Here is a 13,612-nt window from a genome sequence, read left to right on the forward strand (position 1 = left end):
TTACGCGAGCATGTCGGTGAAGCTGTCCGGCCTGGGTGCGTCCGCGCGTTCCCTGGGCACGTAATGCAGTTCGACCACCCCGTTGCCGTACGACTCGGAGCCCACTAGTCGGAGGTCACGCTGGTCGGATATCTCCGAGAACCAGGGAACGCCGGGCGACACGACCGGATAGACGAAGAAGTAGAACTCGTCCACCAGCCCCAGCGCGAGGACCGATCGCGCGAAGGACGATCCGCCGGACAGGTGAATGTCCTTGCCCGGCCGGCTCTTCAGATCCTCGAGGTACGCCGCCAGCTCGTCGTCGTTGGCCACGACGGCCTGTTCGTTGTCGGCCTCCTCCGTTACGCCTGTCGCTCGGCCAGTTCGGCGAGCTGCTCCATGACGGTGCCCCAGCCGTCGTAGAAGCCCATTTCCTCGTGGGTGTTGCGGTCGGCGTTGTTCTTGTGCATCACGTGGGCGACGTACTCCGTCCCCGTCGGATGGTCGTTCAACGTGATGATCGCGGTCATGAACGGCTGTTCGGCGGGTCGCCAGCCACCGACCAGCGAGTTGGTGAACACGATGCGTTCGAGTTCGTCGACGGCGAGGAAGCAGCCACTGATGTGCGGCACGAATTCTCCACCGTCCTCACTGATCTGGGTCGTGAACGCCCCGCCCGGGCGTAGTTCCATGTCGACGACCCGGCACCGCGACGGCGCGGGGACCCACCATTGCTCGAAGCTGGCGGGGTCGGTCCAGGCGCGCCACACGACCGGACGGGCTGCCCGGATGATGCGCGAAATCGTGAGGTCGAGATCGGGTCTCACAGTGTCGGTCATCGCGGTGTGTCCTTTGCGGGTGTCGTGACGGTGTGTTCGGTGATGAATTGTTCGAGTCGGTCGGTGCGGCTCTCCCACAGTTCCTGTTGCTCCGCGAGCCACGCCTCGACGGCCGTGAACGGTTCCTTCTCGATCGCGCACGTCCGTACGCGACCCTCCTTGTGCGTCCGGATCCATCCGCTGTCCTCGAGGAAGTGGATGTGCTTCATGAAGGAGGGCAGGGCCATGTCGAACGGTTTCGCCAATTCGCTGACCGTCACCGGGCCCCGGCTCAGACGGCCCAGCACGGCCCGCCGGGTGGGGTCGGCGAGCGCTTGGAAGATGCCGTTCAGCTGCTCCGGATACTGAGCCATAAGGCAAAGTATCCACCGCGACAATGGTTAGCGCAAGGGCTAAGTGTGGCCCTCTGGGTGGTGTCCCCTCTGGGTGGTGTCAGCCGAGCTTGCCGTGACCGGGGGTGAGCGGGACGTCCAGGGCGTCGTAGAGCCCCGGCGCGGCCGTCCGCAGCCACGGGATCGCGTTGACCAGGCGCCCCACCGCGGTGGCGTTGCCACCGGCCGCTCGGTTGCCGCCCTCGTCGGTGGCCTCCACGTTCACCTCGATGCGCGGTCGTCCCTCGATGATCACCTTGTGAGCGCCGTCCCCGCCGTCGGGCGGCACGGGCCAGTCCGGGGCGCACGAGGGGTGGATCCGCGTGACGTGCTCGATGACGATCAGAGCCTCGCCGTCCACGATGCCCTGGACTTCGAAACGCAGCGCCCCCTGGGTGCCAGCCTCGAACTCGCCCATGAGATCGGTGGTTATCGTCTCGTCCAGCGGCCGGCGCAGCAGGGTCTCCCGGATCTCGTCGAGCTCCACACCGAGGGCCCGGGCGATGAGCCGAATCTGGCCGCCCCACACCATCGTCGGTACCGTCGCCGCGACCATCGGCGGTTCGTAGTCCATCGGCTGGCCCATGCCGACGAGGTACCGCACGGAATCGTGCTGGTCGTACGTGGTGTAGTCGAAGATCTCCTGGCAACGGATCTGATCGATCGTGCCGGCCAGGCCTGTCAGCAGGATCGGCAGGATGTCGTTGCCCCATCCCGGATCGACGCCCGACACGAACAGGGCGCCGCCGCCGGACTTCGCGGCCGCCTCGATCGGGTCGCGCAACTCGGCCGGCGCGTTGCGCTGGTCGTAGAGCGCATAGATCGACGGGGTCACGACGACGGCCCCGGCGGAGAGTGCGCGGGTGATGTCCGCCGCCGCACCGTCCGGGCGGATGTCACCCGACGCGGCGTAGACGACAGCGGCGGGGGACGTCGCGAGCACGGCATCGGCGTCGTCGGTTGCTGCCACCCCCACCGAGCGTCCCAAGCGGGCGAGGTCGCCGGCATCGCGTCCGACCTTCTCCGGGTTGGCGACGATCACCGCCGTCAGCTCTAGTCCGGGATGTGCGTCGACCGCGCGGATCGCGGCCCGCCCCGCATTCCCGGTGCCCCACACCACGGTCCGGATCTTCCCCTGGTCAGCCATGGAATCGGACCCTACCCAGTTTGCGAGGTGGGCATTGCCCGAATGGGGCAACATCGGGTCCCCTGGAACTGTACGAAAGGGCTGGAGGGTGAGCTTCGGGCTTGCCGAGGCGGTAGACACGGAGTGGGCCCGCCCGTGGGGGTGCTTCGCACGGGCGGGCCTTTCCCCGACACGCACCGGTCGGCGGTGCGTCCTTGGGTGCAGCACTGATCCCTCATAAGGGGGCGCATGTTGCCTGTCTGCGCGGGTGTGCTGCCTGCGTGACTGCGAGTGAAGTTGTGGGTCGGAAGCTTTGTCCGGCGGCCTCCTTGCTGTGGTTCGGTGTATCGGTTGGTCATAATTGTGGGTTGACCTGTGCGCTTTCACATGGGTCGTTCGGCGGATGTGGGTACCTGTCTTTCGCGTTGCTTCCAGGTGTGGCCGTGTTCAGGTTCAGGTGGACAATGGGGAGATGCACCCGCACGGGACGCTGCCCGGTTCGGAAACCGGTCTGAGCAGAGCTGAACTGCTGGCCGCGGTATCGCTGGCGATCGACCTCGGTCTGGGTCAACCGATGGAACACATGCTTCGGTCGTCGTTGATCGCGACACGGATCGCGGAGCGGATGGGACTCGGCCCGCAACAGCGAGCTACCGTGTACTACGCCAATCTGGTCGGTTGGATCGGTTGTCACGCCGACTCCCACGAACTCTCGGCGCTCTTCGGCGACGACATTGCCTTCCGGGCCGACACCTACGCGGTGGACATGACCGGCCTGCCGTTTCTGCGCCTGATGATGAGTCACGTGGGACGCGGATTGCCGGGCTGGGAACGCGGCATCCGTGCCGCCGGCCTTCTGGTCGCGGCTCGCAGCCAGGTTGCCACACTGATCCATTCGCATTGCAGTTCCGCCGGGGTCCTTTCGGATCGGATGGGCTTGGACGGGCAGGTCGGAAAGGCGCTGGCCTACGTCTTCGAGCGCTGGGACGGCCGGGGGTTGCCCAACGGTTGTCGCGGAGAGGGTATCCCGGTCGAGATCCACATCGCTCACGTTGCAGATGTCGTCGAGGTGCATCTGCGGACGGGCGGGCTCGAGCACGCGAAGGGCGTTCTCCGTTCCCGGCGCGGCAGTCAGTTCAGCCCGGCCGTGGCGGACGTATTCGAACGTGACGCGGCGGCGATCGTGGACGGATTGCTCGAAATAGACGTCTGGGTTGCGGCGTTGGCTCGAGCACCCGATCGTGATCGAACCCTGAAGACCGACGAGAGCGACGAGTTGCTCAGGGCCATGGCCGATTTCGTCGATCTCAAATCTCCGTTCACTCTGGGGCATTCGCGTGGTGTCGCGAACCTGGTGGCCGGGGCGGCCCGCCACCTGGGCATGTCACCGTCGGACATCACGCATCTCTACCGTGCCGGCCTCGTGCACAGCCTCGGCAAAATGGGAGTGTCCAACCAGATCTGGGAGAAGAAGGGGCCGCTCACCACGGCTGAATGGGAACGGGTGCGGATGTATCCGGATCTGACCGGCCGGATACTGAGCCGGGTCAACGGCTTGGAGTCGGTGGTGTCCGTCGCGATGAAGCACCGGGAACGGATCGACGGGTCCGGCTTTCCCCGGGGGATCGCCGGCGCGGAGCTGACCGCGCAGGACCGGCTGCTTGCCGCGGCGGAGGCTTATCAGGGATTGCTCGAGCCACGTCCGCACCGGCCGGCGCTCGATCCTCGCGGCGCTGCCGATCGGTTGAGAGAGGAGGCGCGCGCCGGACGCCTCGACGCCGCGTCGGTGGCAGCCGTGCTGTCGGCGGCCGGGCAGCGGCTGTCGCGGCGGACGCCCTGGCCTGCCGGGCTGACCGACCGCGAGGTCGAGATCCTGCGACTGGTCGCGCAGGGCCGGTCGAACCGAGAGATCGCCGCCGAACTGTTCATCGCCGAGAAAACGGCACGCAACCACGTCGAACGTGTCTACACCAAGCTCGGGGTGAACAACCGCACGCAGGCCAGTCTCGCCGCGATCGATCGGGGTCTGGTGGGCTTCCCGGTCAACGCGGCCGTGGGGAAGTGACGCATCCGCCATCCGGGACCGGCCGTGCGGGGTCGTCATCGCCGGGATGCGCCGGGCCGGGACCGCCGGTCCAGGACCCACACCGTGGCGAGCGTGAGGGCGACGGCAAACGAGGCGAGCGCAATGAGGCTGGCGCCGGTGCCTCCGTGGAAGGTGTCGCCGTATGCGGACATCGCCGGAAGCGTGGCGCTGTACCGGTCGAGATCCAGGTCGCGACCCAATGCTTCGAATGCGTGGCGGTTGGATAGGCCGAGGCTCATCAGGCGGCCCGGGATGGCCATCTCGTCGACGGGGACGATGGCGCCACCGAACAAAACCTGAGGAAAGCAGAGCATCGGCAGGGCGAGGGCGGCCTGTGCGGCGTTGGACACCGCGGCCGAGGCGAGCAAGCCGAGGGCCAGCGCCGAGGTCGCCTCGATCACAATCGTCACGAACAGGAAGGCGGACACGTCCCATCCGACGGCGGGGAGCCGACCGAGCGCCCGCAGAACACCGAGCAGCAGCGCGCTCACTCCAGCCAGCACCGGAAGCAGCGCTGTCACCTTGGATGCCACGTAGGCGCCCACGCTGAGCCCGGCCAGTCGTTCCTGCCGGAAGACGGCCATCTCTCCGACGATCTGGAGCAGGCCGTACGTGAGGCCGAAGAAGAAGCCTGCGAATGCTATCCAGAACACGATCTGGGCCGGGCCGAGGTCGGCTGCGCTACGCGGGTCGAACGCGCCGCGCTGGAACAGCGTCGCCATCATCGCCGTGACCAGCACCGGAGAGCCGAGCAGGACGGCGAGGGTCAACCGGTTGCGAAGGAGGACATCAACATTGCGTCGTGTGAGTAGCCACCATTGCCGCACCATGCCTGTGCGGTTGAGGTCTGATCGGGTGGCCGGGACAGACGGTAGCGCCGATCCGGGCGGGGCTTCCGACGTTCCAGCACTGTCCGCGAATCGCTCGGCCCAGATCTGAGGGGTGTGCTCACGAGCCAGCCGGTCGTACACCTCGGCGAGATCCTCCACACCGAAGTAGCGCCGAGCCTCGGTCGGGCTGCCGGTGAAGGCCAGGTGGCCGTCGCGAGCCAGGAACACCACCCGGTCGCACCGGTCGATGCCGGCCGGTTCATGCGTCGTGAGGACGACCGTGACCCCGCGCCGGCTGAGTCGGCGCAGCAGGCGCATCACGTCGGCTGCGGTGGACGGGTCGAGCCCGGAGGTGGGTTCGTCGAGGAAGAAGAGGTGTGGCCGGGTCAGTAGCTCCACGGCGATACTGGCCCGCTTGCGCTGGCCGCCGGACAGCGCACGGACCGGCACCTCGGCCCGATCGGCCAGGTCGAGGTCCTGCATGGTCTCCTCGACTATCAGGTCCGCTTCGGCCGCCGATGTGCCCGCGGGCAGCCGGAGCCGCGCCGCATACCGCAGCGTGCGGCGCAGGGGCATTTCGAGGTGGATGATGTCGTCCTGGGGCACGTAGCCGATACGGGAATCGGCGCTGACTCGGGCACCGCGAACGACGCCGTCGTGTCGAACCTGCCCGGCGGACGGTGGTTGCAGTCCCGCGAGGATTTCCAGCAACGTGCTCTTTCCTGCTCCACTGCCGCCGGCAATGGCGACCAACTCGCCGGGTTCGACCGACAGCGACAGCTCCTGGAGGATCCGCCGCGCCCCGACCTGCCGGCTCACGTCGACTGCATCGACCCGCCCCACGGTCGGTGGTTCCAATGTCGATGCGGCCGTGTCGGGTGATCTCAGTGATTCCTGAACTCGCTTTGTCATGCCCTGATCATCGGCCCGCCGGTTCCGTGGCCGCATGGGGCGTTTGCCTCAAATCGGACTCCCGAAACCGATCCAAGGCGGAGCCGATGAGGCAAGCTTCAAGAGATCGATACCGAACGCACGGATTGGGGAGAGGGGTGGCACGAACATTCTCGGGGCGGCAGATCGTCGCCGTCTTGGCGCTCTCGATGACAGGACTCGCGGGATGCGGTGAGTCGGCAGTTCAACCAGCCGGGCCCGGTGCACAGCTCAGCGAGACGATTCCGGGGGCGATGGAGCACGCCTCGATTCCCGGGGCCATCGTCGGTGTCTGGCAGGACGGCGCCGAGCCCTACGTCCAGGCGTTCGGGGTGCGCGAAACGGCCACCGGCGACCCCATGGCGCCCGACCTGTTCATGCGCATCGGCAGCGTGACCAAGACCTTCACCACCACCGCCGTGCTGCAACTGGTCGATCAGGGAAAGGTCGGCCTCGACGATCCGATCGACAGATATGTGCCCGACGTCCCCAACGGAGACACGATCACCATCCGCCAGTTGGCGGCCATGCGCAGTGGGCTTCCCGACTACTCGGACGTGGTGATCCCGGCGCTCCCGAGTCAGCCGCAGCGCCAATGGACGCCTCAGGAACTGCTCGAGATCAGTTTCAGCCGTCCACCTCTGTTCGCACCGGGCACCGAGTTCGACTACTCCAACACCAATACCGCGCTCCTGGGTCTCCTGGTCGAGAAGGTCTCCGGCCAGTCGCTGAACGCGTATATCGACGAGTACATCGCGCGACCCGAGAATCTCGGCCACACATCGGTCCCGACCGATGCGGCCTTTCCGTCACCGCACGCTCACGGATACACGAAAACACCTGACGGCGAAACGGTGGACGCGACCGACTGGAATCCGTCCTGGGGATTCGGTGCGGGAAACATGATTTCCACCCTCGACGACCTGCGTGTGTGGGTGCGCGACTTGGCCACCGGAACGTTGGTCTCGCCGGCAACTCAGCGCGAGCGGGAGCAGTTTCAGCCGGCACCGTCGGAAGGTACGGGTTCGATGTACGGACTGGGGGTCGAGTACCAGAACGGCTGGATCGGCCACAACGGAAATATCGCGGGCTACCAGACCTACGCCTATTATCTTCCGCCCGAGGGCAAGACGATGGTAATGCTGGTCAATACGAACGTCGACCCGCTGGGCGTGTGGAACTTCTTCGCTGAGATCGTGAAGATCATCAGCCCCGACCATCCCTGGCCGGCGCCTCCGTCGTAGAGGTCGGATGAAATGGATTGCGGCCGCGCAGATCAGATACGTCTTCGCATTCGAAGTCGGGCTCTCCGACAGGTGGCAGGCAGTGGTGGCGCGGACGGCGGACCTGCCTTCAACCAGCTGACATCAGCAATCCGACGAGTGCAATCGCAATCGCCGAGGCGGCACCACAGATTGTCCAGGCCCGCACAGCGGTCCGGCGCCAGCGGGGATGGCGGAGCTGGGTGGTCGGCCCGGGGGCAGAGCCCCGCCCACCGACACTCGACGGTTCGGGTTCATATCCGTGACGGTGCGACATCGCATCCGCGGCGAGCGCTGCGCTGAGAGAGGCGACCACCACGATCAACGTCACGGCGATGACCACAACAGTCCAAGGCATATTTGTACCGGGCCTTTACGATTCCTGGGATGTCGGCGGGATGTCGGCGGGATGCGGTCGACGTCGGCCTGTTTCCGGTCGCCGTCATCCGTCGACGCGGAATGGGACGCCGCGCGGGCGGCGTCTTCGGGGCGTGGGTCATGGAGAAGGTCGGAGCATCACAGCTGCCGCGATGAGGCCGGCGAATGTCGCGGCGACGATCGCCGCGGTGGCCCACAATGAGTTGGTGACCATCCACGCGGGCATGGCTACGGATAATGAGGCACCGGCACCGATGACTGGCTGTGTGAGGCGTTCTGTACCGCCGGGTATCCACTCCTTCGTGGGTAGCGAGGGATGCATTCCATGCTCCTTTCGCAAGGGATAGATGCAGGCGGTGGCGATGTCGGGTCGGATCGGCAGGGGCCGCCTGTGAGGTTTGTCTGTCTCCTCCGGTAACGATAAAGAGTGATTTGGATCACAATTGCGTTGCAGAGCTCGTTTGTACCGCATTCCTGTCGGGAGCGCCACTGGGCAAGCGTCCATGTTCGGGTAAAGCCCCGAAACCGTCCGGTGTGACTCGCGGTCACCGACATCGACCGCGAGCGGGAGTTTCTCCGCGTTGCCGGGGTGCTGTGATCTGGATCGGAGAGTCGGACGATGAAGTGAGCTGCTGACATCCCTGGTCGAGGTAGGGCTCCATGTGGGGGAGGGGCTGGGGCCCAATCCGACTGGCTACGGCGCCTGCTCGACGAGGTCGCCGGTGGGCTTCGGGGCCGATGGCTCATGGCATGGCGATCCAGACGGTACCCACACGGCATGAGCGCTCCGCGGAAGGCGCGGATAACAACAACGGGACTAAAGACCCTATCCGCAAGTGCTTTCGCCGAGCTTACGATTCCGCGTGTGACACTCGGCTCCCTGTCCTTGGCCCTTCTACGCGTGAACTACCGCCTTGCGCGGCTTCCGCTGCAACTGATCGAAGACGTGGCGGTGTCTCGGCTCGACCAACGGGAGCCGGTACGGCTCGCCTACGAGCAGATCCTGATCGACTGCGACCGTGCCGCAGGGAACCTGCTCGACGATGAGAACGCGGCCGGGCGCGCGGCCGAGCTGGAACGGCGGACCACGTCGGTACGACTGCTGATTGCCCGTGAACATCACCGCGTCCAGCGTCGTGGTGTGATCTTGCTCGATGAGCAGCGCGAGCGGTTTCATCAACGCCGTCAGCAGGACGCGGGTCCGCCGACATGACTGCATGACGTCCGTCGATCACTGACCATCGGTCCCCATTTCGGTGGTGCGAGAAAAGTGGCGTTGATGGTGGTTTTGGGCGGGGCGGAGCGTACGGCGGGTCGCCGGAGCGGAACGCGGTACGGAAGTGAAGTCGGATCGAGTGCGATCAACCTAAGTTACTGGAATGTACCAACTGTCACGGTCGCACCCGAATCGCGGTCGGTGACCATGGCGTCCTCTCGGCCGGGATCACAGAGCGGAGAAGCTGTCGATCGTTCTCGATGTCTCACTCACTGTTTGAGTGATGCGTGACCCCATCTGCGGTGGACATACTCGCGAAAGTAATCGACGTGGGGGGCGTCGACGATCCCGGGCAGGACGAATGTCCACAGTTGCTCGGTACGGATCGGGAGATCTCGAGTTGTGTTCCCGTGGGTGGACCACATTCGGACGCCGTCGAATGCGGCGACGAGGAAGTTGGCGAAATCTTCGGAATCTGTGTCCGGGAGGAGGTCTCCGGCATCGATCGCTCGATCGGCGATCGTCGCCACCAGCTCCACCCACTCCCGATGGGGATCGGTTACCGTCCCGCGTGCATCGCCTATCTCGCCGGTGAGCCTCACGCCGGCCCGTGCGAGGGGGCTCGTCAGCAGTTGGTCGACCATCAGGAGTGACATGCTGATCAGCGATTCGAGTGGCGGAAGAGCAGTGTCCAACAGGTTCCGGCACGCCGCCATCGACATCGCGTGTTGTTCGTCGATCGTCGCCCGCGCGAGCGTCTCCTTGGAGGCGAAGTGGAAGTAGACTGCGCCTTTGGAGATTCCCGGGTGGCTGATGATGTCGGCGAGGTTGGTGTTCGCGTATCCGTTCGCCGCGAACAACTCCGCGGCCGCCTCGATGGTCGCGCGGCGTGTCGCCTCGGCGCGGGACTGTTGTGTCATTCTCTCAGACTCCATCGGCCCGCCCCTCGATGCGACCTGCGTCCCCTTGCGTCATGAGCAATACCGGCACAAGGGCATCGCGGCCCGGGCCGCGGAGGTGCTGATTCCTGCGGAATGCGCGGCGGTCCTGTTCCGATGGCGGTGTCATCCTGGGATTCATCCGATACCTCTCGATCCCGGATCTGCCTGTAGCCCAATGGCAGATCTTTGGCCCAGCTGCACACTCTGCCTGATCGCTGACATCTGATGACTCCACGGTCCTGTGTGGCTTCACGATTGCTTTACAAACAATCTTACGGTATGTAACATCGCGAAGATACAGACAAGCAGTTTGTTTCACTGGCAGGTCGACGGGCTCGAGGCATTGCGTCCCCGACGCACAGTGGTCGCGACGGGCCTGGCACCAGGTCGGCGCGTCACAGCACGGATTTCCTGATGCCCGGGGGAGCGTTGCGGCTTGCACGCGCCTGACACAGTAGACGGTGGGCCCGCCCATGTATGGTGATGCGTTGTTTCATTCCGTCCTAGCGCATTTCGCGTCGGTGCAGGACTGCGGGGACGAGGTCCCGGTGACGTTCGACGAAGTAGTCGAAGGCGCGGCGGCCCGGACTCCCGCGCCCTCGGGCTCGAAGCCCGACTTCTTCCCCGGGGCCAGCCTCCGCTCACAGGTTTTGGCGCACGCACTGCGGGTGACGGTCAAACCGCTGCTCGCGGTGTGGGCCCAGTGGCCGAGTCCCCTGTGGCCGGCCGGACTGATAGACCCCGCCGCCCGAATCGTCCCGCCCCTCCGGGGGGTCGGCCGCCAATCCGTGCGCCTCGAGAACTGCGACGCCGAATTGATCGACGCCGGCAACACGGGAACAGCGACAGTGGTGTTGTACCTGCATGGTGGCGGCTTCCTGACCTGCGGGTTGAATACCCACCGCCGGCTGGTTTCACGGATCTCCGCGTCCGCCGGGGCAGCGGTGCTCAGTGTCGGCTACCGGATGATGCCCAGACATCCGATCCGTGATGCCATTGCCGACGGGGTCGACGGTTACCGCTGGCTGCTCGGGCAGGGGTTCGACGCGGAGAAGATCGTGATTGCCGGTGATTCCGCCGGCGGCTACCTGACCTTCATGACGGCGTTGACGCTTGCCGACCGGGACCTGCCGTGTCCGGCGGGCCTGGTCGCGCTGTCACCGCTGACGGACATGGATCCCGCGGGGAAGCTTGCACACCCGGGCGCCGACCGGTGTCCGGTCTTTCCGCGTTCGGTCCTCATCACGTTCGCCGGCTTGCCCGATCAGGGCGCTCGCCGCCGCACTACCGGTAAACCGCGCATCTCGCCGGTTGACTGCATCCTGGCCGGCCTGCCGCCGGTGTTGATCCAGGTCGGGTCCACCGAGATGCTCTACCCGGATGCGGAGCTGATGGCCGAGCGCCTCGCGGCCGCCGGGGTGCCGGTCACCCTCGAGGTGTGGGACCGCCAGGTCCATGTATTCCAGGCGGCCGCCGACCTCATTCCCGAGGCGGACCATGCGATCCGGCAGATCGGCAACTTCATCCGCACGGCAACCACCGCACGTACCATTCACGGCGATCGCGCCGACGAAATGGTGGCATTGCGAAATATCCGCGGCCGCCACGTCATGCGCACCACGCCCGTACGAATGCCGGTGAGACATCTCGGGTAAAGACGACGAGGGCCGGCCGACAGCGTGGCGCTGGCACATCACTCGAAGTGCGGGGCGCTGCCGCCGCCCCACAGTTGTTCGGTCACATCCTGGAAGCAGACGAGCATGACCGGGTCGTCGTGTCGCTCGAGCGTTGACCGACTGAGTGCGGCGCGCACGGTGGAACCGTCCCGATGCGTGAGCGCGACGATCTTGCCGGCCGACTCGTGCAGTTCCGTCACGGCCGATCGAGGCGGAGACACCGTGTGGACCAGGTCTCCGATCGCACTCGCGGAGCGCGCCCTGCGGATACCCCAGCATGTGTTCGAAAGCCCGATTCATGTAGATGACGAGACCGTCCTGAGCCACAGCCAGGACCGGCACCGGCAGCCTGTCCAGAAGCACGAGGACGGGGAGCTGCTCGAGGTAACCCAGCGTGGTGTCGGGATTCGGGCGTCGTCTGTCCATGCTCGATCTATCGAGCGCAGAACTTCCCTGTTACGCCGACCCTCCGCAGGCACGCGATGAGGGCGGTGGACGGGAGACTCGGTGGAGGCGTTCGCGGATCCGGCGTGTGCGGGGGCAGTCCGATGTTTCGGGACGGATGGCGACGGGCACGCCGGGAGTATGACGACCGAACACGGAACTACGCATGCCTCCGCATCCGGCTCGGCGGGGGATTGTCCGCTTCCGCCGCTGAGGTCCGGTGGCCGGTTGCACATCGTCGAAGGTCGGCCCTGGCGTCGGGCGCTCGACTGTGTTGCAGTCGGAGGTACGGAGGGGAAAAGGCCATGGCACGGGGTGACGCAACCTCACGATATGGATTTGCTGCTTGTCGTGCTCTCGACAGATCCCCGCATGGTGTTGTGTCTGGAGGTTGTGGACGGAGGTGCGGCCGACCGCGGCGGGAACATCGTGGTGCGCCCTTCCTCGACGGTTCTGTTCCGTCACGGCATTTTGTTCGATGCAGTGAAAAAGCGTTCAGGACTTCATGTTCGAATGTACGAGAGCTACCGCGGGGCGGACGCGCATGCGATCTTGGACGCCCTCGACAAGGAGTACCACCTCGATACACCGTGGTTCACCCCCGCGCGGTGGCTCGAGGGCCACGGGGTCGACTTCTAGCTGTGTGCCCAGTCGGGGACCGGCGGCGGTACGAGCCGTCGCCGATCCGCTGGACCGACCGGGCAGTAAGGGCGCACGTGCCCCGTCCTGTGCCCTGAAGCTTCTCGTCGTCGGTGTCCGTCTCGAATGACGGCCACCGGTGCGGCAGCCGCAAGAACAGGATGGGGTTGTCCTTCTCGACAGTTCGGCAGTTCGACAGTGTCACGCCATCTCGGGGACGTGCAGATGCGCGATGGCCAGCTCGAACTCGCAAGTATCGAGCACCTCGGAGTTCGCCTCGCGAACTCCTTCGTCCCGGATGCGGTCGATGCGGTCCCTATTGCGTTCCATCGCCTCGGCGCTGTCGAATGTCAGCGATGACACCCCGCGACCCGCGGCGTGGTCGAGCATCAGGCTGGCGCTGCAGAAGCCGTCGAGTTCTTCCATCTTGGGTAGTGCGGCCATCTTCCACACGTCGACGGCGCGGTCCATGTGGGCCGGCTCGGTCTTGATCCACGTGACCCGGCAACAGGCTCCGCGATCCGAATGGTGGTCGCGATGCATGACAGCGATGTCCCACCGCGACACTTCCGTGGTGCCGTGGAAGACCTTGGCTGCGTCGTCACGCAGCTTCAGCACCGGTCCCTCGCTGGCGCGTAGCGATTCCTCGTCCCGCCACGAACTGGTCGCGATGCACCGGCCCGAGTCGCGATCGACCAGCAGGGACATTCCGAGGCAGCCCTCGGTGTCGGCCAGCGCCGGCATCACGGTGTCACGTACGTGCTTGATCCCGGCGTCGATGTACGACGGATGCGCTTGAATTGTGGTTGAGCGTGCGAACACGATCGGCACCCTTCTCCTCTGGGCGGCGCCGACGCGGCGTCGCCGGTCATTTCCCCGTGTTTCACACTGCTCC

The 13,612-nt window shown here is 65.8% G+C and carries 13 protein-coding genes and 1 pseudogene; 6 read left to right on the forward strand and 8 right to left on the reverse strand.

Annotation, left to right across the window (positions count from 1 at the left end):
• From FND50_RS16805 to FND50_RS16820, 4 genes are all read right to left on the reverse strand, one after another.
• Positions 1-312, reverse strand: coding sequence for a dihydrofolate reductase family protein (locus FND50_RS16805; RefSeq protein WP_144286421.1), 312 nt, complete (start codon positions 310-312; stop codon positions 1-3).
• A gap of 29 nt (positions 313-341) precedes the next feature.
• A complete protein-coding gene (locus FND50_RS16810) occupies positions 342-818 on the reverse strand; it encodes an SRPBCC family protein (RefSeq protein WP_144286422.1) in 477 nt (158 codons plus the stop codon).
• A complete protein-coding gene (locus FND50_RS16815; RefSeq protein WP_144286423.1) occupies positions 815-1,171 on the reverse strand; it encodes a helix-turn-helix transcriptional regulator in 357 nt (118 codons plus the stop codon). The genes FND50_RS16810 and FND50_RS16815 overlap by 4 nt, the downstream gene beginning before the upstream one ends.
• A 79-nt stretch (positions 1,172-1,250) precedes the next feature.
• Positions 1,251-2,336 carry a dihydrodipicolinate reductase gene (locus FND50_RS16820; protein ID WP_144286424.1) on the reverse strand — a complete coding sequence of 362 codons (1,086 nt, stop codon included), beginning with the start codon at positions 2,334-2,336 and terminating at the stop codon, positions 1,251-1,253.
• 451 nt (positions 2,337-2,787) lie between these two features.
• On the opposite strand from FND50_RS16820, the gene FND50_RS16825 reads away from it, so the two are divergent.
• Positions 2,788-4,380 carry an HD domain-containing phosphohydrolase gene (locus tag FND50_RS16825; protein ID WP_144286425.1) on the forward strand — a complete coding sequence of 531 codons (1,593 nt, stop codon included), beginning with the start codon at positions 2,788-2,790 and terminating at the stop codon, positions 4,378-4,380.
• Positions 4,381-4,415: 35 nt separating this feature from the next.
• Here the strand turns inward: FND50_RS16825 and FND50_RS16830 are convergent, their stop codons facing one another.
• On the reverse strand, positions 4,416-6,143 hold the full coding sequence (locus FND50_RS16830) for an ATP-binding cassette domain-containing protein (RefSeq protein ID WP_397494073.1): 1,728 nt from the start codon (positions 6,141-6,143) through the stop codon (positions 4,416-4,418).
• A gap of 137 nt (positions 6,144-6,280) precedes the next feature.
• Between FND50_RS16830 and FND50_RS16835 the strand changes: the two genes are divergently transcribed.
• From FND50_RS16835 to FND50_RS16850, 3 genes are all read left to right on the forward strand, one after another.
• Complete coding sequence (locus FND50_RS16835) at positions 6,281-7,405, forward strand: serine hydrolase (RefSeq protein ID WP_186301297.1); 1,125 nt, start codon at positions 6,281-6,283, stop codon at positions 7,403-7,405.
• Between the two features lie 405 nt (positions 7,406-7,810).
• Positions 7,811-7,957, forward strand: a complete 147-nt coding sequence (locus FND50_RS36115; protein ID WP_186301298.1) for a hypothetical protein — start codon at positions 7,811-7,813, stop codon at positions 7,955-7,957.
• Positions 7,958-8,666: 709 nt separating this feature from the next.
• Positions 8,667-9,014 (forward strand): hypothetical protein, encoded by a 348-nt coding sequence (locus FND50_RS16850; RefSeq protein ID WP_144286428.1) that lies wholly within the window; start codon positions 8,667-8,669, stop codon positions 9,012-9,014.
• Positions 9,015-9,286: 272 nt separating this feature from the next.
• Here FND50_RS16850 and FND50_RS16855 read toward each other — a convergent pair whose 3' ends face one another.
• Positions 9,287-9,937: a ScbR family autoregulator-binding transcription factor gene (locus FND50_RS16855; protein ID WP_260850999.1), complete on the reverse strand. Its 651-nt coding sequence runs from the start codon at positions 9,935-9,937 to the stop codon at positions 9,287-9,289.
• 494 nt (positions 9,938-10,431) lie between these two features.
• On the opposite strand from FND50_RS16855, the gene FND50_RS16860 reads away from it, so the two are divergent.
• Positions 10,432-11,613 (forward strand): alpha/beta hydrolase, encoded by a 1,182-nt coding sequence (locus tag FND50_RS16860; RefSeq protein WP_144286430.1) that lies wholly within the window; start codon positions 10,432-10,434, stop codon positions 11,611-11,613.
• 38 nt (positions 11,614-11,651) lie between these two features.
• On the opposite strand, the pseudogene FND50_RS16865 reads toward FND50_RS16860, so the two are convergent.
• Positions 11,652-12,060 (reverse strand): annotated as a pseudogene (locus FND50_RS16865) (PAS domain-containing protein).
• Between the two features lie 531 nt (positions 12,061-12,591).
• On the opposite strand from FND50_RS16865, the gene FND50_RS36775 reads away from it, so the two are divergent.
• Positions 12,592-12,717, forward strand: a complete 126-nt coding sequence (locus FND50_RS36775; protein ID WP_257237409.1) for a hypothetical protein — start codon at positions 12,592-12,594, stop codon at positions 12,715-12,717.
• Positions 12,718-12,918: 201 nt separating this feature from the next.
• On the opposite strand, the gene FND50_RS16875 is transcribed toward FND50_RS36775, so the two are convergent.
• Positions 12,919-13,548 (reverse strand): antibiotic biosynthesis monooxygenase, encoded by a 630-nt coding sequence (locus FND50_RS16875; protein ID WP_007298715.1) that lies wholly within the window; start codon positions 13,546-13,548, stop codon positions 12,919-12,921.
• Positions 13,549-13,612 lie beyond the last annotated feature (64 nt).

Origin of the sequence: Rhodococcus sp. WB9, from assembly GCF_007558985.1 — a bacterium.
GTDB classification, from domain to species: domain Bacteria; phylum Actinomycetota; class Actinomycetes; order Mycobacteriales; family Mycobacteriaceae; genus Rhodococcus_F; species Rhodococcus_F opacus.